We start from the raw sequence: 25,362 nt of genomic DNA on the forward strand, positions 1-25,362 counted from the left end.
TAACGGTTTTCGGCAAGGCCGCCATGAACTTTTCAAAAAAAGAAGGCTAGTGAAATTTCCCGCCTTGTTTTTCTATTCCCAGAATTGCCTTTATAATGAAAGCAAGAATGGAGGGATCGAACAATGGCTAAAACACATAAAAAAAAGCAGCAGCGTTCTAGCTTCCGGGCTTGGCTGATCGTGGCAGCCATCGTTTTGATTGCTATAGGCGGTTGGCTGTTGATGCCCGAATCACAGGAAGAAAAAAGCCTGCAAACCGATCTGCAGACTGTCATCACCCGACACCTTGGGGAACAGAGCAATATGGACAAAAAACGCATTGACGGCATTTCGGTTTCCCGCGTTTCGGAAGGCTGGGATGCAGAACTTGCCTTGAATGCAGATAAAGGATTCACCATGGTTTCAACACAACAAACTATGCGGCAGCAAGCTATAGACATACTTGGCCCTTTATCGGAAATCGACCAATTGAACGATATCTCCATTTCGTGGATTTATCCGGTTCACGACTCCGGCAACAAAGTAAAGGATGAGCGCGTCATGTCTTTTTGGGTGGACAAGGCCACGCGCGACCAACTGATTTGGGACAGGGTTGACCCTTCCATTCTTCCCGATATCGTTTTTGACTACAAAGAACATGCTGTCTTAAATAGATGACATTACTATCTAAAAAGGTGAATCGGTTATTTCCCGATTCACCTTTTTAGATTACTGGAGCTTGTTTTTCTTCAAATAACTTTCCAGGACGTGCCTGGTTTTTATTTTCACATAGCCAAAAGCATCTGCCATGGATTCTTCAGGTGAAATCCCGTCATCGGCTACGGCATGGACTTCGGTAAAATAAGGCGATAACTGGGCTCGATCTGTTTCATCGACCATCCCAGAAATCAGGATGACCGGTTTCCCGTGGCGGCCGGCCAATTCCGCAATACCGAACGGAGCTTTTCCCGATAGCGTCTGCACATCAGTTTTGCCTTCTCCAGTCAGCACAAGATCGGCATCAAGCAATTGCTCTTCAAAAGCCATAGATTCCAGAACAACATCGATTCCCCTTCGAATTTCGCCCAAGAAGAATGCTTGAAATGCGCCTCCTGCTCCGCCGGCAGCCCCTGCCCCTTTTTTATGGTGCAGCGCTGTACCGGTAAAGCGCTCCACGATATCCGCAAAATTCGTTAAGATAGCATCGAGTGTCTGCACCATTTCAGGCGTCGCCCCTTTTTGCGGACCAAAGACGGCTGACGCTCCATGGGGGCCAATCAAGGGATTTTCAACATCACTGGCAATCAAAAAACGGCTCTCCATGATCCGGTTGTCGAATCCAAAGAGATCAATTTTCGATAGGCCTTTCAGCGCCACAGCGCCCGGTCCCAATTCCACACCATGAACATCAAGGAATTTCATGCCCAGAGCTTGAAGCATGCCGATTCCCGCATCATTGGTCGCACTGCCGCCAAGGCCGATGATGAACTTTCGGTAGCCTGCATCCAATGCATGGGCGATCAGTTCACCAGTCCCATAGGTTGAAGCAAGCAGAGGGTTGCGTTCCTCAGCAGCCAAAAGAGTCAGCCCCGAAGCCTCCGCCAATTCCACTACACAGGTTTCCTGGTCTCCAAGCACACCATATTGCGCTGTGATTTTCCGTCCGAGTGGATCTTCCACCACAGCTGTAACCACTTTCCCACCAGTTGAAGCGATCAGCGCTGCCAATGTGCCTTCTCCACCATCAGCCGTCGGCAACAAGACCGGCTCTGCGTCCGCAGAAGCCTCCAGAACTCCTTCAGCCATCGCCTCGGCTGCTTCTATCGCTGTCATGCTTCCTTTAAATGAATCAGGTGCTATCACAATCTTCACTGCTCTGCCTCCTATGCAACGCTCTTAGTATAAATTATAGAGCTTCTCCAGCAAAAATTCATCCCACAGCAAAAGCGGCCATCGCAGGTTTGTGCGATGGCCGCTTTAACTCAGATCAGGAAGATATAGACACATTTAATCGCAGGCGAGGAATCCGGCCAGCAAGTCTTTCATTTCGGAAGAGGCGATGGTCCGGAAATCGATGCACACCCGTTCTTCCTGGATCCGGGACACAATCGCCGGCGTTGCCTGCCTTAATTCAACCGATAATTGTTCGGCACTTAAAGAGCTATGGTGAATCGCTGCAATATAAGTGGGAATCTCCACTCCCGGCATGGTGCCGCCCCCTATTTGCGAGGTGCTTTCCTGAAGCTCGCTGTGGTAATTATGGGAATCCGACTGCAACTTGTTTATAAACGACTGTGCCTGAAGCTTAATGTCATCAGCTGAACGGATAATATCCCGGACAGTCGGCAGTTCAGCGATTTTCTCCGGCCCCGACAAATAGCTTTTCAAGGTTTCTTCCAGCGCTGCCAGTGTCATCTTATCCACACGCAGGACACGCGCCAATTGATGCTTTTTCAACCGGTCGATCAGGTCTTTCCTGCCGGCGATCAATCCGGCCTGTGGACCACCAAGCAGCTTATCGCCACTGAACGAAACAAGATCCACACCGCTTTGGATCACTTCACGGACAAGCGGCTCTTCTCCGATGCCATGTTTCTTAAAGTCGTAAAGCGCACCGCTCCCCAAATCTTCGTAAAAGATCAGGCCTTGGTGCTTTCCGCTCAATTCAACCAGTTTGGGAGTCTCCACCGTTTCCGTAAAGCCGATCATCTTGAAATTGCTGGTATGCACTTTCATGATCATGGCAGTTTCTTCATTTACTGCATCTTCGTAATCGAATAGATGCGTTTTATTGGTCGTTCCCACTTCAACGAGCTGTGCACCACTTTCTTCCATGATGGAGGACACGCGGAAAGAACCGCCGATTTCAACCAACTGCCCACGGGAAACGATGACGTCCCGCCCTTTAGACAGCGCGCTCAATATCAGAAATACCGCTGCCGCATTATTGTTCACCACCATCGCTGCTTCTGCACCGGTTGCTTCCAACAATAAATCTTCGATGATGTCATGGCGCGATCCGCGACTCCCTTCCATTAAACGATATTCGAGGTTGGAATAATCCCCTGCTGTTTTTGCCACGTGGGCAATTGCCGCATCGCTTAAACGGGACCGCCCCAAATTGGTATGCAGCACGGTCCCAGTGCCGTTGATCACCCGTGCCAACCGGTCCCCCTGCCACTTATTGACGCGTGTTTCAACCGACTTGAAAAGCTGTCCCGCAAAATCAAGGACTGTCTCCTTGGTCAGCGGCTCTTCTGCCAATATGCTCTTCCGCAAACTGCCGACTTCCTGCTGCAGAAAGTCCGTCAGCTGCGCATCGTTCAAGCTGAAGTCTTTTTTCAGTTCTTCAAAGCGTGGGTCTTTCTGCAATTCGTGGATTGCCGGCAGCTGCCGCAAGTACTGTTTCATAATTTTTCCTCCATCCAGTAACGCTGATCTTCTGACCGCCTTGTATAGTTCAGCCCGTCCAACAGCTCCAAAAACGGAATCATGTATTTCCGTGACAGATTGAGGATGTCTTTCGCCTGCTTTAAGTCAAAGGAAGATCCCGTGTTCAACCGCAGCTGGTTTAAAGCCTGTTCGAAAGCCGTACGGTGGATGAGCGTATCTTCCCTTAAGCGATACGCCTGTCCGCGCTCAATCAAATAAGCTGTCAGTTCCGCAATTTCCAGTTTCGGCAACGGACTGTCTGTAAAATACGTTTCCCATTTCTCAGCTTGGAAGCCATCCTTTTCCAGAGAGCCGACAACCTGCTCCATTCGTGCACGCCATTTGTTCGGAAGATGCGGGCTAAATCGTTTCAATGCCACGAATTGGCCAGTTCGTTCTAGTTCATTTTGCTCCATCAATAAATTCAGGCTGAATTCAAGCAGCGGTTTCGGATAAGAGGCGCTTACTGACTGGATCAGCTCAGCCTTTCCCATGCCGTTTCGCATGGGAAATTCTTCATGAAACTGCTCCAGCCTTGCCAGTAACTGATCTTTTATTTTAATGAAAGTCTTGCTCAAGCTATAGCCTTGGCGTGGGATTTCCAGCCAGATCCCAGAAGCCAAACCTTCCGCCAGAGTTTCTGTCAGGGTGCCGTCATCCAGCGATGTCTGCTGCATCAGCTGCTGCTGATCGAGCAGCAGTGATTTGCTCAGGGCATCGGCCACTAAATCCTGAGGCGTCCCTGTCTGTTGATGACGAAGCATCTCAATGGTTTCCTTGCCGAAGCGGTACTTGCCTCCGCTTGGCTGAATGATCCAGCCGCCGCCGATCGTCTCCATCGGACTTGGCCGCCGCAAAATAAAACGGTCTCCCCGGCGTACTACAATCTTTTCATCCAAGCGAATTTGGCATAACACTTCATCCGGCGTCCCTTCCAGCTCCTTGCGGTCGAAAAAGACGATTTTGCCCATCACTTCAGATGTTCCTATATGAAGCCTGACAGCAGTGCGTTGCTTAAGCGGCGCGAATTTCCGGCCAATCACCTGCAAAGCGACGTCGATCGTATCCGTCACCAGGAAATGCTCTGAATCCACCAGCACATCTCCCCGCTTTATGGCTGTCCGTTCGATTCCGCCAAGGTTGATGGCCGTCCGCTGCCCGGCTCGCGCCTGCTCGCGCTCCTCATGATGCACTTGAATTTGTCTCGCTTTCACCGGAATCCCCGCCGGCAAAATCAGCAGCTGAGCCGCTTTTCGGACCACGCCTTCATAGACGGTTCCCCTAACGACGGTCCCTTGCCCCTGTACCGAAAAAACCTGGTCGATCGGCAAACGGAATGAACCATAGGCATCACGGAATTCGGCAGTTTTCAATTCCTCCAAAATCGTTTGCTTCAATTCATCGATTCCTGTACCGGAAAGGCTATCAAGCGTGACATACGGAGCGTCGCGAAAAACAGTCTCCGACAGCCGTTCCCTAATATCATCCGTCACCAATTCCAGCATCACTTCATCAACACGGTCTATTTTTGAAATGGCCACGATGCAGTGTTTCACACCCAAAAATTGCAGAATTTCCAGATGTTCTTCGGTCTGCGGCATGATGCCTTCGTCCGCCGCCACCACCAGCACAACCAAATCGATTCCGGCAACACCCGCGATCATCTGGCGAATAAACCGCTCATGCCCCGGCACATCGACAACCGACACAAAGACATCGTCTTCCAACTGCAAAGGCGCATAGCCCAATTCAATGGAAATTCCCCGTTCCTTTTCTTCTATCAAACGGTCCGTGTCGACATTCGTCAAAGCTTTTGTCAAACTGGTTTTGCCATGATCGATATGGCCTGCCATGCCGATTGTAAAATATCGTTCTTCCATCTTTTTCACACGCCTTTTCTAATCGCTTCTTCCTTTACTTTAGTCCTCCCCACAGGCTGTTTCAAGCCTGAGCATCCCTCTCTGTCTTTATAGCCAAGCCCCATTCTTGCGCAGATCTTTTTTTCGGTATAAACTGATACAGGTCGGTCGACAATACCATGGGGTTGGATGGGTGACTGGTGTCCTCCTGGGTCTTCAAAACCCTGAGGGGCCTGCGTGCCAGGCTCGGTGGGTTCGATTCCCACACAATCCCGCCAATACATACAGAAATGCTGAGGCACCCGTGTAGATTCGACGGGCATAAGACGCGCTGGCGAAGCGGCATGTTTTCAGCCGCACAGCCAGAGTGGCTTATGACTCTAGAATCTGGGTGCCGAAGCTGGACAATAGAAATGCTGAGGTGCCCGATTGAGGATGCTAACCTAAAAACGCGACTTCCTGTCGCAACGTTTAGTTGACCCGCATCCTGCGGGCCTCCGACAAGCGCTGGAAGTCTTACCGGTAATGGCGTTCTCTGCCATTGCTGGCAAGGCTGAAGCGACTCGAGGGACTGGGTGCCGAAGCTGGACAATAGAAAAGCGTAAGCGCCTGTCGAATCTGGGCGCCGAAGCTATACAATAAGAAACACGAAAACACGAGGCTAAAAAGGTTGCCATAATGGCAATCTTTTTTTTATGGAACGAAAGACGACTTAAGTGACAAACTTACTTTGTTTTAGGATAATTTAAGAGAGCCCAAGTGTTCAGGACTTCAAAACGTTGGATCAAAGGATGAAGAAGATGAAAATTGTGTTAGCTTCACCGAATTACCCGCAACTTCGCGGAAATACCATAACGGTTCAACGCATATCAGACAATCTTGAAAAACTGGGCGTCGAGACGGAAATCATCTCGACAACAGACGAGAAGGCCATCCGTTCATTTCCAGCTGCTGATATCGTTCATGGATTCCATGCCTATAATTTCTATAAGTTTCTTCAAAAGCTGGATCATAAGCCTGCCCATTATATTGTGACCATCACAGGGACCGATCTTAACCAGGATCTTTTTAATCCCGACAAACGGGCCGACGTCTTGGCTTCCTTGAATGGAGCAGAAGCCATTCATGTGTTTGACGAAAAAGCCAGGGGGCTGCTGCTGAAGGAACTTCCCGGACTGGCCGAAAAAATCTTCGTCATGCCTCAAGGAAACTACCCCTCTCCACCGGGAGTTTCACCTTTTACAAAAGAACCGGACAGCTTCTTGTTTTTCTTGCCTGCCGGTATCCGTAAAGTAAAAAATATCCCTGCAGCAATTTCAATGCTGCAGGAGCTGCATGCGGATTATCCAAAGCTTCGGCTATGGCTCGTCGGCCCCATCCTTGAAGAAGAGGAAGGCACTGTTGTCCTGGAACTTGTCGACCGCCACAAAGAGTGGATCCGTTACCTGGGCCAAGTACCGCATGAAGACATGGGTTCCGTTTACCGGGAGACGGATGTTGTTTTGAATACCTCGCTGTCGGAAGGCCAGCCGGCAACCATATTAGAGGCAATGGGCTATGCTCTGCCAGTGCTTGCTTCAGACATTCCAGGGAACAGCGGCATCATTTCCGATAGGGAAACAGGGTTTTTATACAAAACCCGAAACGAATTCCTTGATTATGGGGAAGAGCTCATGAATAATAACAAAATAAGGCAAAGCATCGGCCAGTTCGCTGAAGCTTATGTGAAGCAATATCATTCCAGTGAACGCGAAGCTGAAACTTTGCTGAAGGTTTATCGACAGATTTTAAAATAGATCAGCTTTTCGATGATGGAAAACAGTAATCGAAGGTGAAAAAGGAGAGATTTACATGGTTGAAAAAGAAAGCGTACGACTCACTTCTTTATCTACAAAAGGTGGTTGAGGCTGCAAAATTGGTCCTGAGGACCTGGCGCAGGTTCTGCGTCACTTACCGAAAAATGTAGATGATCCCAACTTGCTGGTCGGCCTGGAAACAGCTGACGATGCAGGAGTTTATAAAATTAATGATGAAACCGCATTGGTCCAGACACTGGATTTCTTTACTCCAATTGTCGACGATGCCTATATGTTCGGCCAAATTGGGGCTGCTAATGCCTTAAGCGATGTGTATGCTATGGGCGGCAAGCCACTGACGGTCATGAATATCGTTGCTTTCCCGATCAATACACTGGATAAAAGCATCTTAGCCGACATTCTGGCTGGCGCTTCCGATAAGGTCAAAGAGTCGGGTGCCACTTTAGTAGGCGGACACTCGATTGACGATCAGGAACCTAAATTCGGACTTTCTGTTACAGGCACCATCCACCCAGACCGCATCCGCTCCAATGCAGGTGCAAAACCAGGTGATCGCCTCATTTTGACCAAGCCGATCGGCGTGGGTATTTTAACCACCGCCATCAAGCAAGGCATCCTGGAAAAAGAAGATTTGGACGAAGTCATGACTGTCATGGCCACGTTGAATAAAACCGCAGCAGAAGTGATGGAAAATTACACCGTCAACGCCTGTACGGATGTTACCGGATTTGGTTTGCTTGGCCATACGATGGAAATCGCCAAAGGCGGAAACGTCGGCGTCACAGTAATCAATCAAGATGTCCCTGTTCTTTCCCGCGCGAAAGAACTTGCAGAAAAAAACGTCATCCCAGGCGGCACATACAAAAATCGCCAATGGCTCGCGAATGACATCGATTTTGCTGACAACATCAGTGAAATTGATCAATTGATTCTATGCGATGCAGTCACGTCAGGCGGCCTGCTGATTTCTGTTCCAGAAGCGGAAGCTGATGCAATGCAGCGTGAACTGCAGGACCACAATGTCCAATCCGCCATCATCGGGAATGTGACAAGTGAAAATGCTGGACGTATTCACGTAAGATAAGAGATTGCTGTTCAAACAATGAGAAGCTTAAAAGCAGCAATAGCTAAGCTTTGGACAAGGACTCTGTTGGAGTCCTTGTTTTATTGTCAGCTGCATACCAAAAATATAAAGAGGTGCTTGTATTGAAAAAATGGCATTTAACTGGCTCTATGCTTTTGTTGGCCTTATTCCTATCCGCTTGCGGAAATGATTCATCTGAAAATGAAAGTTCAACAGCTGCTGAAAACGAAGAACCCTTCACAATCGGTGTAATTCCTGCCCAGACAGAAGGCGAAATGCAAACGGCAATGGACAAGCTGCAAACCATCCTAAGCGAAGAATTGGATCGCGAAGTGGAAATTGAAGTTTACCCCGATTACAATGGTGTCGTGGAATCAATGAATTATGACCAGATCGATATGGCTTACCTTGGCCCGTTAACTTATGTCATCGCTGAAGCGAACAGCAATGCCAAGGCAATCATCACGCAACTGGTTGATGGCGAACCATTCTACAATGCCCATATCATCACGCACAAAGACAATCCCGCTACTTCTTTAGATGAACTATTGGAAAATCCAGGGGAAGTCCAGTTCGCTTTTGGAGACCCGAATTCCACTTCCGGTTCATTGATTCCGTCGATTGAATTACAGGATCGCGGCGTCTATGAATCCGAACAGGAAAATCAGTTTGAAACTGTCCGCTTTACCGGATCGCATGACGCGACAGCACTTGCTGTCCAGAACAAACAAGTGGACGCGGGTGCCATCGATAGCGCCATCTACAATCAACTATTGGAATCAGGCAAAATTGATGGCGAGCAATTGAAAATCGTTTGGGAATCTGAACCATTATTCCAGTATCCATGGGCTGTGCTTGAAAGCACAGACGATGACACTGTCGCAAAACTGCGTGAAGCCTTTTTGGCGATAGAAGATCCTGAAATCCTTGATGCATTTGGCGCTACCGGCTTTACAGAAGCTGACAATGCAGATTATGAAAGCATCAAGCAAGCCGCTATAAAGCAAGGAATCATTGAAGAATAGAGTTGATCAGCTTGTGGTTTAAAAAAAGTAATTTCATTACCGTGATAATCATCCTTGTGCTGATCTTTTTCAGCATGCGGATAACGGAATTTGATCTTTCCAAGTTCAAGGACTTCCGCAATATGATTGACTTCCTGTCCCAGTGGTGGCCAATGGACTTTTCTAAACTTCCAGGTATGGTGGAAGATACACTCGAGACTTTGGCGATGGCCTTTTTGGGCAGTGTCTTCGGCTTATTGATCGCTTTGCCGATCAGCTTCATTGCGGCACGCAATACGGCGCCTTCCAAATCTCTCTTCCACTTTACCCGTGTGGCACTTAGTTTTGTCCGTTCGATCCCTGAAATCGTCTTTGGTTTGATCCTATTGACGACGCTCGGCCTCGGACCTTTTCCAGCAGTCATCGCGATCATGTTCCATAATGTCGGCGTCTTTGGAAAACTGGTCTCAGAATTGATTGAAGCAGCTGACCCTGGCCCCCAGGAAGCGATGCGTGCTGTTGGCGCGAAAAAATGGCTGGCTAACCTGTTCAGCATCCTTCCACAAATCTGGCCGAACGTCCTCTCCCAGTTTTTCTATCGTTTTGAAGTAGCCATCCGCACTTCGCTTATCCTGGGCTTTATCGGCGGCGGCGGAATCGGCCAACGCCTGTTCAATGACTTTAAAACTTTTCAATACTCTTCCGTTTCGCTGGATGTCTTGATTATTATGATCATGGTTATCGCCATCGACTTTTTGGCCAGCACTATTCGAAATCGCGTCATTTAAAGGAGTGGCTATATGATACAAGTGAAAAATCTGTCTGTACATTATTCGGATACCAAAGTGGAAGCACTGACTGATATCAGCCTATCTCTTGAAAAAGGCGATTTTGTTTGTGTGCTCGGAAAAAGCGGTGCGGGGAAATCGACTTTTATCCGCTGTCTGAACGGGTTGCAAAAACCGACCAGCGGAGAAATTTATTTTGACGGCAAGGACATCTCTGGCCATAATGAAGAAAAGCTGCGCAAAGTGCGCCGGGAAACCGGTATGATCTTTCAGCATTTCAGCCTGGTTCCTCGTTTGAGCGTCATGCAGAATGTCCTGACGGGCATGTTTGGTTACCGTTCTTCTTTTAAAAACCTGATCGGCTGGTTCACTGCTGATGAGTTGGCGTTGGCCAAACGCGTCATTGCGGATGTCGGCCTGTCGGAAATGGCTTACCGGAAAGTGGAACAGCTGAGCGGCGGCCAAAAGCAGCGTGTCGGCATTGCCCGCGCGCTTGCCCAACAGCCGAAAGTCCTGCTGGGCGATGAACCGGTCGCAAGCCTCGATCCCGGCACTTCGAACCACATCTTTAGCTTGCTGACAGAAATGCATGAACGTTTGGACCTGTTGACCATCATCAATGTCCATGACATTGAGTTGGCAAAACGGTATGCCACCCGCATTCTGGCCTTGAAAGATGGAAAGCTTATTTTTGATGGCCCGCCAGAAGACTTCACGAATGATGAATACCGTGAAACCTATACAGCCAATCCGCAACCTGCATTTTTTGACGCTGGAATTTAACAGCGAAAGGAGATGATCTGTATGATTAAAAGTCCATGAGCAGTCGATCAATCCAGGGTCGTGTACGACTCTACTCACCCGCAAATCGTTACTTCCAACCGGCTGCACGGCAAAAAATCCGTAGTCCTCAGCTTTGATGATGGCCCAAGCAAAGTGCTGCCGCAAATTCTGGATATCTTGAAACAGGAAGATGTAAAAGCCATGTTCTTTTGGCAATCCCGCCTTCTGTATCCGGCGAGGCCATGGCAGCGCGTGCTTGATGAAGGCCATATCATCGGAACACATTCCATGAAACACCGGAATCTGGTTCAGCTGTCCTACGAGGAGCAGTATCAGGATATCCGCAACAGTGCTGCACATATCGAAAAAACAACCGGCACACCGGTCGGCTATTTCCGCCCTCCTTATGGGCGCTTCAACAGCAACACATTAAAGGCAGTCCAGGCACTGGGCTTAACGACCGTCATGTGGCGTGTCGCTTCAATGGACTGGGAACTGAAAGAAGACCCCAGCCAAATCATTCGGTACGTTACAGAAAACCTCGAGGACGGCGCCATCATCCTGCTGCATGAAGTAGAGCAGACGGTGGCCATCCTCCCTAGATTGATTCTAGCCATCAAGGAACAGGGATACAGTTTTTCTTTGCTGACTACTGAACAATAAAAAATCAGCACCGGTTTTTCCGGTGCTGATTTTTTAGTTTCTTGCTGTAAAAGAGTTTCTATGATTTTTTTCAACGCTTAATGTCTCGTACTCTATCGACCTGGTTAATAAACTGTTCAATTGCCCGTGAATTTGGCAAACCTTCGAAATCTCCTTTTACTTTCATCACCATGGCTCCTATAGCATTGGCGCGTTTGACTGTTTGTTTTAAAGGTTCCTTATTAAGAATGCCGTCAATGATTCCTGCTGCAAACCCATCACCTGCTCCAACCGGATCGATTATTTGAGGAATCGGAAACCCTTCAATAATGACTTTTTCTTTTCTCGTATGCAAATAAGCACCCTTACTACCAATTTTTATGATAATGACTTTGTCTTTACCACCCATCAATGATTCTGCAACATCTTCTAATGTCATTTTCCCTGTCATAAATTGCCCTTCATCCAACCCTGGAAGGATGACGTCTGCCAAAGATGCAATTTCATTCAATACTTTTTTCGCTTTTTCTGAGGACCATAATTTAAGACGCAGGTTCGGATCAAAGATAATGGTCATATTATTTTCTTTTGCGATATTAATGACCTTCAAAACCGTTCTATAACATGACTCACTTAAAGCCGGAGTGATGCCTGTGATATGAAGAATTTTTGCTTGAGCGATGTACTTCTCATTTAATTCTTCAGGCTTCATAAGACTGGCTGCTGAACCTTTCCGATAATAATAGACATTCATATCTTCTGGCGATAATTGCTCTTTAAAAAGGACGCCAGTCTCTGCCTCATCAGAAAAAATGCAAGAAGATGTGTCAACCCCTTCGCCTCTGACAGATTTGTATACATATTGCCCAAACGAATCTTCGCCCAGTTTGCTGAACCAGCCTACTTTATGTCCCAAACGACTTAAGCCAATCGCTACATTGGTTTCAGCGCCGCCTATCCTTTTAGGGAATTGCTGCACATATTCAAGGGATTGCAGTTGGTCCGACTGAAATACGACCATTGTTTCTCCTAAAGTAAAAACATCTATTTCATTCATGATGGTCCTCCTTCTTCAAGATTCTAACTCCGTTTTTCCCACTTACCAGAATAACATCCGCCATCTGGATGAATAACCCGGTCTCCACGACTCCCAGTATCATTTTTAAGGATTGATGCAACATAACAGAATCAATTATTTTATTGAATTCACAATCTAAAATGTAATTTCCATTATTCGTAATGAAAATTTCTCCATCAATTTTTCTTAGGTTGGGTCGGCAATGCAGTTTCGAAATTTTCTCAGCGGTATTTTCCCACCCAAATGGAACGATTTCGACTGGCAATGGAAATGCGCCAAGCTGATTGACCAACTTACTGTCATCCACTACGATAAGCACCTGATTTGCTGCGTCGTTGACTAACTTTTCCCGGAGCAATGAACCCCCTCCTCCTTTAATCAAGTTAAAGGACGGGTCTACTTCATCCGCACCGTCGATGGCTAAATCCAATCGGCGCGCTTCCGAAAGAGTTGTTAGTGGAATGCCAAATTCTTTGGCCCACCCTTCTGTTCGCAGAGACGATGGTACCCCTGTGATCTCTAAACCCTCATTTACATATTCCCCTAATTTTTTTAACATCCAATAGACTGTTGAGCCGGATCCGAGACCCAAGACCATTCCATCCTTTATATATTCAACTGCTTTTTCGCCAACTGCTCTTTTCTTTGCATCTATTTTTTCTGTCATACTTTCCACTCCTATCATCAATTTTTCAGCTCAGTCAGCTGACCAGTCCGTATGGAAAGAACCTTCTTTATCTATTCGCTTATACGTATGAGCCCCAAAGTAATCTCTTTGTGCCTGCAATAAATTGGCTGGTAAATTAGCTGTTCGATAGCTGTCAAAATAAGCAAGTGAACTGGATAGCGCGGGTACTGGAATGCCTTGTTGAATTGCTATAGATAAAGTCTGACGCAACGCTATTTGATAGTTTTCTACTACTTTTTTAAAATACGGATCCAGTAATAGATTTGTTAGTCCAGGATTCCGTTCGTAAGCAGAATTGATATTATCCAGAAACTGTGCGCGGATGATGCATCCCCCTTTAAAAGTCATTGCGATGTTGCCGTATGGTAAGTTCCATCCATATTCTTCAGAAGCTGCTGCCAATTGTGCAAATCCTTGGGTATAAGCGCATATTTTACTCATATACAGTGCTCGCCGCACAGCTTCAACCAATTCATCTCTGCTTTTATCTATCACTATTTTTTGCGGTCCCTTAATTAACTGGCTTGCATGGACCCGCTCGTCCTTTAAAGATGACATCACCCGTGCAAAAACAGATTCGGTAATAATCGATAATGGCACTCCTAAATCAAGGGCATTTTGGCTTGCCCATTTTCCTGTCCCTTTTTGTGTTGCCGTGTCCAGAACCATATCAATTAGCGCCTTACCGCTATCAGGATCCAATTTCGCAAAAATGTCAGCTGTAATTTCGATTAAATAGCCGTTTAACTCCCCTTTGTTCCATTCATGAAATACTTCCTGAATTTCATTTACCTCTAAACCGACTGCATGTTTCAAAATAAAATAAGCTTCTGAAATTAATTGCATATCACTATACTCGATACCATTGTGAACCATTTTCACGTAATGTCCTGTGCCGCTTGGACCTAAATAAGTAAAACAGGAATGTCCTTCTATTTTGGCCGAAATAGCAGTCAAAATTGGTTTTACTTGTTCATAAGCTTCTTTCGCTCCTCCTGGCAGGATGGCGGGACCTTCCAGCGCGCCTTTCTCTCCTCCTGAAAAACTGATGTCCATCAAGTGAATGCCACTTTCTTTTAATTGAGCGTTCCGTCTATAGGTATCTTTAAAATGTGAGTTGCCGCCATCTATGATAATATCGTCTTTTTCCAGAAAAGAGAGAAGTGATACAATAACTTCATCTGTAGGAACACCAGCTTTGACAATCAACAGAACTTTGCGAGGACATTCCAATGACGCAACAAATTCCTGCAACCCCTTAAATGCAGTAAATTTTTTTCCTGATCCTTGCTTCGTTAAAAAATGTTCCGTTTTTTCCAAGGAACGATTATATAGAGATACTGAAAATCCTCTGCTTTCTATGTTTAAAGCCAAGTTGCTCCCCATCACTCCCAGACCGATGATTCCTATTTGCTGTTGCTTCATTTCGCCACCCATCTCCTCCATAGTTAGTATAAAAGTGCAAAATGCAAAAAAGGAGAGAATATACTCTCTCCCTTTTCAACCTTATTTCTCTTGATCCAAAATATCCTGACGCAGAGGAGTAAAAACATCTAGGATAATGCACTCTTCGATCACCCTTACTTGGTGCTTTACGTTTGAAGGAATATATTGAGTATCTCCTTGTTGCAGAATTCTTTTATTGCCGTCAACTTCGAATTCTACTGCGCCTTTCTCGATATAACTGATTTGTTCTTGAGGATGCTGATCGACATCTCCGTTGAACCCCTTGGCAAGATTAACTCTTACAAGCATAAGCGAGCCTGTACTCGATAATATTTCTCTTGAAACCATAAAATCGCCCTTTCTCTATTGAATATTTACAAGAACAAACCTGGATTAATCATTTTTGGTATAAAGAACGCAACATCCGGGAAGAAAGCTACAAACAGCAATACCACTAAAACTATTAAGATATATGGCAATACCGCCACTAATGATTTTTCTATACTCAAGCCGCCTATTTTTGCTGCTAATAACAAACATAAGCCATATGGGGGAGTAATTAGCCCAATTGCTAAAGTCATAACGACAATCAGTCCTAAGTGGACTGGATCCATTTCAAATAAAGTTGCTGTCGGTAAAATGATAGGGACAAACAAAATCATCGCTGGAATAGCATCCATGAAGGTACCGATAAACAAGAAAAACGCAATGATAATCAATATGAATAACCATTTCGTTCCAACATTATCTACAAAGAATTGCTGGGCTAAGACAGACAGCTGATAATAGCTCATTAATTCTCCCAGTGCACTTGCTGCTGCCAAAGCGAACAACGATAATGAACTCAATGCTAAAGTGTCTTTTAAAATTCCTGGTAAATCAGAAACTTTTAAAGTCTTATAATAAAACATGCTAATGACGAGCGTATAAAGAGACGCAACTGCTGCAGCTTCTGTCGCAGTAAAAAAACCTGTAATTATCCCACCGATGATGATTACCGGCGTTAATAAGGCTGGTAATGTTTCAAAAACCAACTTCACGAAAGTTCCCATAGATGCTCGTTTTGATCGTGGATATCCTTTTTTCAAGGCCATCATGTATATGAAAATCATCATCCCAAGACCTATTAAAATCCCCGGAACAATGCCGCCTAGGAACAATGCGCCAATAGAAGCATTTGTTAAGCCAGCGAAAATAATCATGGGTATACTAGGCGGAATTATGACACCGATTGTGGAAGATGCCGCAGTCACTGCAACTGCAGTTTCCGTGTCATATCCCTGTTTTTTCATATTTGGAATAAGTATTTTTCCGACCCCTGCAGTATCGGCTTGAGCTGCACCAGAAACACCTGCAAAGATCATAGAGACCAGAATATTCGAATGAGCCAAACCGCCTCTTATGTGTCCTACTACAGAAAGCGATAAATCAATCAACTTCTGTGAAATTTTTCCGTGATTCATCAAATTTGCAGCCAAGATAAATAATGGTACAGCCAACAGCACAAAAGAATCGATTCCATTCAACATTCTTATTGGTACCGTTACTTCAGGAAGTGTTTCAATACTGAATACACCGATAAAAGAGACAATGCCGATAACAAAGGCAATTGGCACACCAATAAACATGAGGACCAGAAAGATCAGAACAAGTAAAATGCCAATCATACGCCAGCCCCCCTTTTGAGTTTTTTGAGGTCTTTAAAGCCGTTGAATAAGTGACCCAAAGTATAAATTGCCATAGTGAATCCCATAATCGGCAAGGAAATCCAAACATAGCCCATTTTCATTTCTGGAATGGCAACCCAATTATAATTCCAAAAAGTTTGCGCTGCTTCAATTCCGTAATACAAAATTGCCAGTGCAAAAAGCAATACAATCGTATCGATGATCAATACTAAAACTGTCTTTTTTCTGCCTTTCAATTTAATCGTCAAAAAATCGAAGCTAAAATGTTCCCGCTGGTTGACCATGACGGCAGCCCCCATAAAGATGGACCAAATAAAGGAATAATTCGCCACTTCCTCTGTCCAAATGATGGCAACACCCATATGTCTAGAAACGATCTGAATGATGATAGCAATGAAAAATATCGATAAGGTAATTACCCCCAGAGTCATTTGCGCCTTCTCCAAAATTTTTATCATGTTCCCATCCTTTCTCAAAAATTAAAAGGGAGAATAGGCAAACTGCTTCTCCCTTTTAACATCGTTGAATTATTTCAATTCCATAATCTTCTGATACAACTCTTCTGCACCCATATCTGTGGCTGCTTGCTCCTGCAACGGCAGTGCTAATTCAGCAAACGGAGCTGTGTCAATCTCTCCGATTTCAGCACCATCAGTGATGGCAATTTCTTTGTACTCTTCCTCTTGTGCAAGTAATGCTTCTCTTTCTGCTTGAACAGACTCTTCAGCTGCTTTTGTAATAATATCTTGCTGTTCAGGTGAATAAGAATCGAATTCATTTCCGTTGACCAGTAAAAATCTTGTCGTGTAGTCATGTGCTGTTTCTGTCACATATTTCCCGTTATCTGTTTTGTGGTGGTTTTGCTGAACGAAATATGGATAAGAGTTTTCAGATGAATCTACTACGTTTTGCTGTAGAGCCTGGTATAATTCTCCCCAAGCAACAGAAGTGGGAACTGCTCCTGCTTGTTTCCAATAATCGGATACTACGCCCGAAGTCTGGGTTCTGATTGTCATTCCACTTAAGTCGTCCATGGATTCAAGAGCTTTCTTACCATAAAAATGTCTTACCCCGGCAGACCAATATCCCACAATTTTAAAATCATTATTCGATTTTTCATTAACAATTGTGGCCATCTCTTCTCCCACTTCACCATCAACCACCTGTTCCCAATGATCATAGCTGTCAAATAAATACGGAAGAGCAAACAGATCTACTTCCTGAATTCCAGTTTGAGTCATGAAACCTGGAGATACCAGGACTACGTCCGCCGCCCCCAACTTAAGTTTTTCCACTAATTCGGACTCTTCTGTGCCAATTGTCCCTGCATGCACTTCCACTTCAATATTTCCATCGGATTCACTTTCCACGACTTCTTTGAACTTCAATAACCCGACTTGATAAGGATTATCCGGAGAAGTTTGATTATGCGCTGCTATCAGCTTGATTTTCTCTGGAGCTCCAGTGCCACCATCTGTTGATTCTTCACTTCCACATCCGGCTAATGCCGCAGATAACACCAATGGCAAAACTAAAAACTTTTTCATTTTTTTATTCATTTCCTTTTCCTCCTCGTATTGAATTTCTGAACTTCTGGTTAATATCTTCAAATAAAATTCATTCAAAGTTGGTATGTCGCCTAGTCATTTCTTCATATACATCTTTTGCTTCATCGCCTGCTAATGTGCCGATTATAATAGCATCCAATACAAGATGAACAGATTGGTCAAATTGATTTCCAAGCGGTTGGATTGTTTCAGACTCTTGTGGCCTTCTGTGTTTAGTAGCAGCAGGGATATTCAAAATCCCATCACAAATCGAAGCGATTTCCGATTCTTTATTAGTCGTCACCAGGAAAACTTTCGCCCCTGACTTTTTAGCTTTTGAAGCAAATTGAAGGATTGCGTCTGTCGATCCTGAACCCGAAATTGCCACCAGTAAATCCCCTTCTTCGATACTCGGAGTAATGGTCTCTCCAATTACAAAAACATGAAATCCTCCATGCATTAAACGCATTGCAAAGGCTTTACCCATTAATCCCGAACGTCCTTCTCCATAAACAAAAACTCGTTTTGCCGATTTTAAATGGGTCGATAATTGGTTGGCTTCTTCTTCTCTAACATTGGATAATACCGTTGAAATTTCTTCAGCCACTTTTTTTATGATCGTTTTCATACTGCTCCACCACCTCCTTCATCTCTTTAGCTATTTGCCCTGGATTTCCAGCTTTCGTGATGGCGCTTCCAATAATTAATGCAGTCAATTTTTTATCCATCAATGCAGGCAGCATCTCTTTATTTATACCACCAGCGATAGTTACTTCCAGACCGTTTATTTTTTCTGTTAACGACAGCAAATCACCAGTCATTTCCCCCTCAAGCTGCATGTCTTTTCCATGATGCAGACAGACAAGGCTGACCCCTATCTTTCGCAGCTCTTGAATACGAGCTGAATCAGTAACACCCAGTAAATCGACCATTATACGTCTATTAAAATCTTCAGCTGCCTTCAAAGCGTCTGTAATTGTCTTATCAGCTGAAAAGGCCATGACCGTCGTAATATCCGCTCCTGCCTCAAAAGCCTGGACGGCTTCGTGTTTTCCAGCATCACAGGTTTTCATATCTGCAACCAACAGTTTATTCGGATAGGCTTCTTTAATGTCTCGAATTATCGCCACACCATACTGCTTAATGACTCCTGTACCTACTTCAATCCAATCGATGTAGGGAGCTGTTTCTTCCAGAATGGCAAAGCATTCTTCTCTCGTCATACGATCCAGAGCTAACTGAAAATTCATCTACTCACTCCTTCTTATAGTGAAAACTTTGAATCAACAGGAATTTCTAATCACTAGTCTAGGTTCGAAAAGTTGAATTTTAGGCTGGTCAACTTTATCAACTTTCTGTATTTTTTCCATTAAAAGCTCTGTAGCCCTTTTGCCAATTTCAAATGCAGGCTGTTCCACAATAGTTAATGCAGGTTCAAAAAAAGAAGCGAATGAAACATCATCAATACCGATAACTGCCATGTCTTTTGGAATTCGCAGACCTTGGCTTTTCAAGTATTTCAATATTTCAATCAGCGTTAAGTCATTTCCAGCTAAAATGGCTTGCGGCGGATTTTCCAGCGCCAACAATTCTTTTAATCCTTCTTGAACCTGTTTAATGTCCAATGCTTTAATATAAGCTTCTTCTATTTTTATCCCATTGCTTTCCAATGTCTTTTTATACCCGACGATTCTCTCTATTCGCGGTGTAATTGCGTCAATTTCATTCGTAATGATGCTGATTTCACGATATCCTCTGTCGATAAAATGTTGAACTGCGAGCTTAGACGCCATCTCATTATTTACCATTACTGAAGGAATAGAGACATTCGGTAATGACCGATCCACAAAAATTACCGGATATTTGCTGTTGACCATGTCATTATAGATTTCCTCATTGTCTCCAGTAGGCACAATGATCATGCCATCAACTTGCTTGGCACGCAGCATATCGATGTATTTTCTTTCCTTACTGGAATCATTATCCGCATTGCAGACAATTAAATGAAAATCTGTTTCATTGCAAAGATCCTCAATTGACCTAATTACCTGCGCTGAAAAAGTATGCAGGCTATTTGCTACGATGACTCCAATTGTCGTTGTGGTTTTGCGCTTTAGACTTCTCGCCAAAATATTCGGACGATAATCCAATTCTTTTATCGAATTTTCTATTCTTTTTTTCGTTTCCTCACTCATATGGCTATACCGTCCATTTAAAAAATGAGAAACAGTACTTTTAGAAACCTTTGCATGTTGAGCTACTGTTGCCATTGTAATTGACTTCATCTGAACCTTCTCCAAACTCTCAATAAATAGGTATACCGGTTTACTAAACCGATTTAATTTAGTATAAGGAATATGTAAGCGCTTTACAATAGTTTTTTATAAAATATTCTGATTTTTTCTAAACTCTTTTCCTATAGCTTTTATAAATAATTAACACACACAAAAGAAATATTGAAAACTTTGAAAATCGGAGCTCCTGAAAACTAAAAAAACAGCACCGGAAAAACCGGTGCTGTTTTTTTAGTTTTCCTGAACCTTACTCGTCGACTTCATCCCCATCAGGTGGTGGCCAAGCACTAATCAGGCGCCGTGCATATACAACCTGCCCCCCGTGATAGCTATTATGGTTGATGAGCACCATCAGCAAATCCGCCGGCGTTCTTTTTCTGCCGCCGATCCCTTCTTCCAAGGAATCTTTTGATGCCTGCTGGGTTGCTTGCCCCAGGCCTTTCAAAAACTGAGTTACTGTCTCCGTGTACTGCTGTTCATTTGAAGGAAACGGGGAGCCTGGCCAAGACTCTGACAAATCCTTTGGGCTTTCCGGCGTCTCTTCACGAAGCTCCGCCAAAATGAATTCCTGCCAGTAATTCATATGAAACAGGAGTTCCCACACCGAATGTGGACTGCCTTCCGGTTTTTCTCCAGCCATTTCCCAGCTCAAGCCATTAAACAATAGATCTGTTTGATAGTGGGCATACTTGCCTTGCAGCCCGTTCTGTAAATACCGATTGATCATCATCAATTCCTCCCCACTTTATTAATTGATTGATTCAACAAAATTCATTAAAACCCTTTTCTTTCCTTCTCTATTTCTTGTTTTCTTCTAGTTCTGGAAATAGAGTTTTGGTACCTTCTCTTTACTCACTGGTCTCATGCAAAGTGACGCTTTCAATATAATGGATATAGCGTCTCAGTTCTTTCGACTGCTCTCTTGTAATATCTCCGGCCACATACATTTTGTAGATTTCGGATCGTCCCATATCCATGACAATGACACGCAGTTCCTCTTTTTGTAATTCATATTTTTCATCGTACAGGGCTTCCGGCTTTTTCAATCGGCTGATCATCTGCTTGTAATCTGAGACGACCGCTTCCACAATCGCTTTCGGTTCGTATTTTTTTGCGTATTCTTCAATACCCGTCAAAGCTGCCTGCAATGCCTCCAATTGGATTTCACGGCCTTCCTGAAATTCAATCAGCCGTGTTTCTTCCTCTTTCAGGTTTTGACCTCTGAAACGTCTCCACGCCCGAATCAATTTCCCTTGCAGATACAGCATGGTGGAACGCGTATTATTGGCCAGCACTTCTTCCCGTCGGTCCAGTGACTTCTCGAATGCCTCGTATATGTCTTGCTTCATTTCCTTTTTGCGGTACAGTTTTTGAATATACCTGCGCTCAAGCTTTAGCGCCTTCAAGCGGACCTCCCGCATCTTGCGTTGGTACTTTTTGTTTGCTTGCGTTGCAGTATCTTCTTCCGGTTGAATTTGCTGGAAACGCAAGTTGTATTCCTCCATCAATTCATAGGCCGCTGCTTCATTTTCTTCGGTGATTTCAGATTTTATTTTTTTGATCGAGGCAAGCAGAATTCGTCGTCTTGCTTCCTCCAGATCCATCTTCAAAGTATCTTCGCCATCTGCCATTTGTCCTTTGCTGAGCATCGGCAGGAAAATCGTTGCCACAATCAAAGTGAAGAGAATCGTTCCGGCGGCCAAAAAGAGAATAAGCGAACGGTTCGGGAAAGCTTCTCCATTGTCCATAAGAAATGGCAGCGACAATACCCCGACCATCGTTACCGTTCCGCGAACGCCCGTCAAACTGACGTATAAAGTCAATTTCAAGCTCGGCTTGGCCGCTTCTTCCATTTTGCCGAAACGGAATTCATACACAGAAAACAGATAAGCCCAAACAAAACGGATTCCGAGAATCATTATGCCAATAGCCGCCACATAGGAAAAGATCAGCCACAGGCTGGTGTTGGGATTTTCCAGAACGCCACTCATCGAAGTCGGGATATTGAGGCCCAGCAACAGAAAAACGATACCGTTCAGGATGAAGAGGATGATTGTCCAGATATTTTCAGTTACGACCTGCTCTTCGGCAATTAAGGTTTCGGTCTGCTCCCGCACCAATGCATGGACGATTCCGGCAACCACTACAGCAATGACTCCGGAAGCATGGAGAATGTCTTCTGTGACGATGAAAATCAAAAACGGCGTCATGATCTGCAACAAGGTGTGGAATGTTACATCATTGATTCCCTGCTTTCGCAGAACCAGACGAATGCCAATGATCATTAAGCCCAAAGTCAGCCCCAGCAGCCCACCCGCCACAAATTTATACGAAAAATCCAAGACTGCTTCTGACAGTGAAAAATAACCGGTAACTACAGCGGCTACTGCATAATTGAACGCTACCAGACCTGATGCGTCATTTATCAGTGATTCTCCCCTGACCAGACTCAATACCTTCTGCGGAATCCGGATTCGCTGCGCGATGCCGTTGACCGCGACCGGATCTGTCGGAGACAGGATGGCAGCTAAGGCAAATGCTGCGGCAAGAGGGATTTCATCTATCAGCCAATGGATAAAGTAGCCTCCCACAACAGTCGTCAGCAGCACCAAAATGATGGCATTGCCCAGGATTGGGCCTTTCATCCGCCACAGCTCTTCCCGCGGGAAATGGCTGCCGTCATTGAATAACAGCGGCGCAATGAACAGCAAAAGGAACCATTCGGTTTCAATATCGAAAGAGATGTCCTCATAAAGCAAAACCAAGACAATGCCGAGTGCGATTTGGATCAAAGCCGTCGGGATAAACGGGATATAATGGCTTACAACATTCGAAATCAATAGACAGATCAATAAAAGAAAAATGGTAAGCAATAAGTCCATAAGGGTTCTCCAATCTGTGCGAGGCATGAGCCGTCTCCATGTGAATAATTTATGTATACCCAAAACACCCGGTTGACTCCCCTTTTTTCCCGATTTATTTCCCTGCTGTTTTTCCTGTATAAAAAGAGGTTCATTAAAGAGATTCGGGTATACTCTTTCTAACTCATACTGGGAGGTGCCGCCATGTTCTATCTCAGCCTGGCATTCATCATCGGATTCATGATTATCCATATCTTTACGAATTACATCAAATTTTTGGACCGGAAGCCTAAAAATAGGCTGATGTCATTTGTTTCTGGTGGCTCGATCGCTTATGTCTTCCTGCACCTGGTTCCAGAATTGACGCATTACCAGGAAGTTGCGGAAGAAGCTCAATTGCCTGCTTGGCTGGAGAGCCTTGACTATGTCACCTATTTGGCAACGCTGGCTGGCATTGCGTTTTTTTATGGCATCAGTCAACTGAATGATAAATCCCAAGAAAAGAATGAAAAGGAAAAAGACCTGACGCGCCCAAGCAAACCGGTATTTGCACTTGAAATCGTTTCGTTCTCTTTATACAACATGCTGATTGGCTATTTGTTGATTGACTTGAGCGGTGAAAATCTTGCCGATTACTTCATCTACTTTATCGTCTTTTCTTTTCATTTCATTGCCAATAACCGTGTTCTGCACTTGACCCACGAGGATCTATATACAAATATCGGCCGCTGGATACTAGCCGCTGCCGTCCTTGTCGGCTGGCTGCTCTATAATTTCACTGAAACTACAGAGCTGAACATCGCTTTCTTCTCCGCTTTCCTAACAGGCGGCATCATTCTGAATATCTTAAATGATGAACTGCCGGTGGAAAAGAACAGCAGTTACCCTTCTTTTGTTGCAGGACTTATTTTCATCACCGTACTGCTGCAGCTTATTCTGTAAAGAATATCCCTTTCTGCAAAAGAGCGACCACATGGTTTTTTCTTTTTCTTCTAAAACTCCCGCATTCTTTTTTGAGCAGTATTGTGGCAGGATAAATCCCAGCTCCATCAGCTCCAGGTTTACTTTTCAGGTTAAAGTGGTACAAAATATATATGGAATATTCCAAATTAACCGATATTTAAAAAAGTATCATCCGGATTAGTAGAGAAACAGTTGCCGTGAGACAAATTGCTGGAATGGGGGGATTTTTTATGAAAATTATTGTAGCAGGCGGAGATGGATTTTGCGGTTGGCCTACTGCCTTGCACTTATCTCAAAAAGGACATGATGTTTCCATCATCGACAGCATGGTCAGAAGGCATATTGACGAGGAACTACGCTCAAATTCCATCACACCAATCGCCACTCTCGAAGAGCGCGTAGCCAAGTGGAAGGAACTGACCGGCAAGGAAATACGTACATATGAGGGCGACCTGCAGGATTTTGATTTCCTGAAAAGGGTTCTGGAAAAAGAACAACCCGAGGCGTTCGTCCATTTTGCGGAGCAGCGATCTGCTCCGTACTCGATGATTGACCGTGAGCACGCGGTCTATACACAGGTCAATAATGTAGTCGGCACGCTAAACGTGTTATACGGCATAAAGGATATTGTTCCTGATTGCCATTTGATTAAACTTGGGACCATGGGCGAATATGGCACACCTAATATTCCGATTGAAGAAGGCTATTTGGATATTGAACACAAAGGCCGTAAAGACCGGCTGCCATTCCCTAAGCAACCCGGCTCCTATTACCATCTTTCCAAAGTTCATGACAGCCATAATATCATGTTCGCCTGCAGGGTTTGGGGCATTCGGGCGACTGATTTGAACCAGGGCATAGTCTATGGACTTTCAACGAAAGAAACCGAGCTGGATCCGCTCCTGGCAAACCGCCTGGATTATGATTCTGTATTTGGAACCGCATTAAACCGATTTATTATCCAGTCCGCAATCGGCCATGAGTTAACTGTGTATGGAAAAGGTGGCCAGACACGCACCTTCCTGAATATTGAGGATACAGTGCGCTGCATTGAAATTGCGGCTGAAAATCCAGCCGATTCAGGTGAGTTCCGCGTATTCAACCAGTTTACCGAAGAGTTTTCTGTACTGGAGTTGGCACAGATGGTCCAAAAAGTAGCAGAAAAAGAGGGATTGCCTGTTGAAATTGCCCACCTGGAAAATCCACGGGTGGAAAAAGAAGAACATTTCTTTGAAGCAGTCAACACGAATTTGCTGGAACTGGGACTGAAGCCGCATCTACTGACAGACGATGTCATACGTGAAATTTTAAAAACAGTCATTATGTATAAAGATCGTGTCATCAAAGAAAACGTCCTGCCAACCGTGACGTGGAAATAAGCTGCGGTGGCTGAACCGAAATTTACGGGA

General features: G+C 44.8%; 24 protein-coding genes and 1 tRNA gene. 10 read left to right on the top strand and 15 right to left on the bottom strand.

Annotated elements, in window-relative coordinates:
- Positions 1-123 precede the first annotated feature (123 nt).
- Positions 124-657, top strand: coding sequence for a hypothetical protein (locus tag AC1MEO_RS08545; RefSeq protein WP_480335608.1), 534 nt, complete (start codon positions 124-126; stop codon positions 655-657).
- Positions 658-708: 51 nt separating this feature from the next.
- On the opposite strand, the gene AC1MEO_RS08550 is transcribed toward AC1MEO_RS08545, so the two are convergent.
- From AC1MEO_RS08550 to selB, 3 genes are all read right to left on the bottom strand, one after another.
- Positions 709-1,851, bottom strand: a complete 1,143-nt coding sequence (locus AC1MEO_RS08550) for a glycerate kinase (RefSeq protein WP_480335610.1) — start codon at positions 1,849-1,851, stop codon at positions 709-711.
- Between the two features lie 135 nt (positions 1,852-1,986).
- The gene (selA, locus tag AC1MEO_RS08555; protein ID WP_480335611.1) at positions 1,987-3,390 is read right to left on the bottom strand and encodes an L-seryl-tRNA(Sec) selenium transferase; all 1,404 of its coding nucleotides are present in this window, start codon (positions 3,388-3,390) and stop codon (positions 1,987-1,989) included.
- Positions 3,387-5,291, bottom strand: a complete 1,905-nt coding sequence (selB, locus tag AC1MEO_RS08560; RefSeq protein WP_480335613.1) for a selenocysteine-specific translation elongation factor — start codon at positions 5,289-5,291, stop codon at positions 3,387-3,389. The genes selA and selB overlap by 4 nt, the downstream gene beginning before the upstream one ends.
- 160 nt (positions 5,292-5,451) lie before the next feature.
- Here selB and AC1MEO_RS08565 point away from each other — a divergent pair.
- The 7 genes from AC1MEO_RS08565 to AC1MEO_RS08595 all read left to right on the top strand — a co-directional run bounded on the left by AC1MEO_RS08565 (position 5,452) and on the right by AC1MEO_RS08595 (position 11,409).
- Positions 5,452-5,548: transfer RNA gene (locus tag AC1MEO_RS08565), tRNA-Sec, on the top strand.
- Between the two features lie 522 nt (positions 5,549-6,070).
- On the top strand, positions 6,071-7,066 hold the full coding sequence (locus AC1MEO_RS08570; RefSeq protein WP_480335614.1) for a glycosyltransferase: 996 nt from the start codon (positions 6,071-6,073) through the stop codon (positions 7,064-7,066).
- Between the two features lie 55 nt (positions 7,067-7,121).
- Positions 7,122-8,171: a selenide, water dikinase SelD gene (selD, locus tag AC1MEO_RS08575; RefSeq protein WP_480335616.1), complete on the top strand. Its 1,050-nt coding sequence runs from the start codon at positions 7,122-7,124 to the stop codon at positions 8,169-8,171.
- A 122-nt stretch (positions 8,172-8,293) separates the two neighbouring features.
- The gene (gene phnD / locus AC1MEO_RS08580; RefSeq protein ID WP_480335618.1) at positions 8,294-9,196 is read left to right on the top strand and encodes a phosphate/phosphite/phosphonate ABC transporter substrate-binding protein; all 903 of its coding nucleotides are present in this window, start codon (positions 8,294-8,296) and stop codon (positions 9,194-9,196) included.
- A gap of 11 nt (positions 9,197-9,207) precedes the next feature.
- The gene (gene phnE / locus AC1MEO_RS08585; RefSeq protein ID WP_480335619.1) at positions 9,208-9,963 is read left to right on the top strand and encodes a phosphonate ABC transporter, permease protein PhnE; all 756 of its coding nucleotides are present in this window, start codon (positions 9,208-9,210) and stop codon (positions 9,961-9,963) included.
- Positions 9,964-9,975: 12 nt separating this feature from the next.
- Complete coding sequence (gene phnC / locus AC1MEO_RS08590; protein WP_480335620.1) at positions 9,976-10,746, top strand: phosphonate ABC transporter ATP-binding protein; 771 nt, start codon at positions 9,976-9,978, stop codon at positions 10,744-10,746.
- Positions 10,747-10,806: 60 nt separating this feature from the next.
- Positions 10,807-11,409, top strand: coding sequence for a polysaccharide deacetylase family protein (locus tag AC1MEO_RS08595; RefSeq protein WP_480335622.1), 603 nt, complete (start codon positions 10,807-10,809; stop codon positions 11,407-11,409).
- 70 nt (positions 11,410-11,479) lie between these two features.
- Here AC1MEO_RS08595 and AC1MEO_RS08600 read toward each other — a convergent pair whose 3' ends face one another.
- The 12 genes from AC1MEO_RS08600 to AC1MEO_RS08655 all read right to left on the bottom strand — a co-directional run bounded on the left by AC1MEO_RS08600 (position 11,480) and on the right by AC1MEO_RS08655 (position 23,011).
- Positions 11,480-12,445: a sugar kinase gene (locus tag AC1MEO_RS08600; protein ID WP_480335624.1), complete on the bottom strand. Its 966-nt coding sequence runs from the start codon at positions 12,443-12,445 to the stop codon at positions 11,480-11,482.
- A complete protein-coding gene (rpiA, locus tag AC1MEO_RS08605; protein ID WP_480335625.1) occupies positions 12,438-13,133 on the bottom strand; it encodes a ribose-5-phosphate isomerase RpiA in 696 nt (231 codons plus the stop codon). The genes AC1MEO_RS08600 and rpiA overlap by 8 nt, the downstream gene beginning before the upstream one ends.
- A gap of 30 nt (positions 13,134-13,163) precedes the next feature.
- Positions 13,164-14,579 carry an NADP-dependent phosphogluconate dehydrogenase gene (gene gndA / locus AC1MEO_RS08610; protein WP_480335627.1) on the bottom strand — a complete coding sequence of 472 codons (1,416 nt, stop codon included), beginning with the start codon at positions 14,577-14,579 and terminating at the stop codon, positions 13,164-13,166.
- 81 nt (positions 14,580-14,660) lie between these two features.
- On the bottom strand, positions 14,661-14,948 hold the full coding sequence (locus AC1MEO_RS08615) for a cupin domain-containing protein (RefSeq protein WP_480335628.1): 288 nt from the start codon (positions 14,946-14,948) through the stop codon (positions 14,661-14,663).
- A 26-nt stretch (positions 14,949-14,974) separates the two neighbouring features.
- The gene (locus tag AC1MEO_RS08620) at positions 14,975-16,267 is read right to left on the bottom strand and encodes a TRAP transporter large permease (RefSeq protein WP_480335629.1); all 1,293 of its coding nucleotides are present in this window, start codon (positions 16,265-16,267) and stop codon (positions 14,975-14,977) included.
- Entirely contained in the window at positions 16,264-16,746 is a 483-nt protein-coding gene (locus tag AC1MEO_RS08625) for a TRAP transporter small permease (protein ID WP_480335630.1), read from the bottom strand. The genes AC1MEO_RS08620 and AC1MEO_RS08625 overlap by 4 nt, the downstream gene beginning before the upstream one ends.
- 69 nt (positions 16,747-16,815) lie before the next feature.
- On the bottom strand, positions 16,816-17,847 hold the full coding sequence (locus AC1MEO_RS08630) for a TRAP transporter substrate-binding protein (protein ID WP_480335632.1): 1,032 nt from the start codon (positions 17,845-17,847) through the stop codon (positions 16,816-16,818).
- 58 nt (positions 17,848-17,905) lie between these two features.
- Entirely contained in the window at positions 17,906-18,463 is a 558-nt protein-coding gene (hxlB, locus tag AC1MEO_RS08635) for a 6-phospho-3-hexuloisomerase (RefSeq protein ID WP_480335633.1), read from the bottom strand.
- Positions 18,435-19,085 carry a 3-hexulose-6-phosphate synthase gene (hxlA, locus tag AC1MEO_RS08640; RefSeq protein WP_480335634.1) on the bottom strand — a complete coding sequence of 217 codons (651 nt, stop codon included), beginning with the start codon at positions 19,083-19,085 and terminating at the stop codon, positions 18,435-18,437. The genes hxlB and hxlA overlap by 29 nt, the downstream gene beginning before the upstream one ends.
- 33 nt (positions 19,086-19,118) lie before the next feature.
- Complete coding sequence (locus AC1MEO_RS08645; RefSeq protein ID WP_480335636.1) at positions 19,119-20,120, bottom strand: LacI family DNA-binding transcriptional regulator; 1,002 nt, start codon at positions 20,118-20,120, stop codon at positions 19,119-19,121.
- A 256-nt stretch (positions 20,121-20,376) separates the two neighbouring features.
- The gene (locus tag AC1MEO_RS08650) at positions 20,377-20,856 is read right to left on the bottom strand and encodes a DinB family protein (protein WP_480335638.1); all 480 of its coding nucleotides are present in this window, start codon (positions 20,854-20,856) and stop codon (positions 20,377-20,379) included.
- A gap of 121 nt (positions 20,857-20,977) precedes the next feature.
- The gene (locus AC1MEO_RS08655) at positions 20,978-23,011 is read right to left on the bottom strand and encodes a Na+/H+ antiporter (protein ID WP_480335639.1); all 2,034 of its coding nucleotides are present in this window, start codon (positions 23,009-23,011) and stop codon (positions 20,978-20,980) included.
- A 183-nt stretch (positions 23,012-23,194) separates the two neighbouring features.
- Here AC1MEO_RS08655 and AC1MEO_RS08660 point away from each other — a divergent pair, with 183 nt between their 5' ends.
- Both AC1MEO_RS08660 and AC1MEO_RS08665 read left to right on the top strand, forming a co-directional pair.
- Entirely contained in the window at positions 23,195-23,932 is a 738-nt protein-coding gene (locus AC1MEO_RS08660) for a hypothetical protein (protein ID WP_480335640.1), read from the top strand.
- Positions 23,933-24,183: 251 nt separating this feature from the next.
- On the top strand, positions 24,184-25,332 hold the full coding sequence (locus AC1MEO_RS08665) for an NAD-dependent epimerase/dehydratase family protein (RefSeq protein WP_480335641.1): 1,149 nt from the start codon (positions 24,184-24,186) through the stop codon (positions 25,330-25,332).
- Positions 25,333-25,362 lie beyond the last annotated feature (30 nt).

Source organism: Planococcus sp. BI3, from assembly GCF_056680115.1.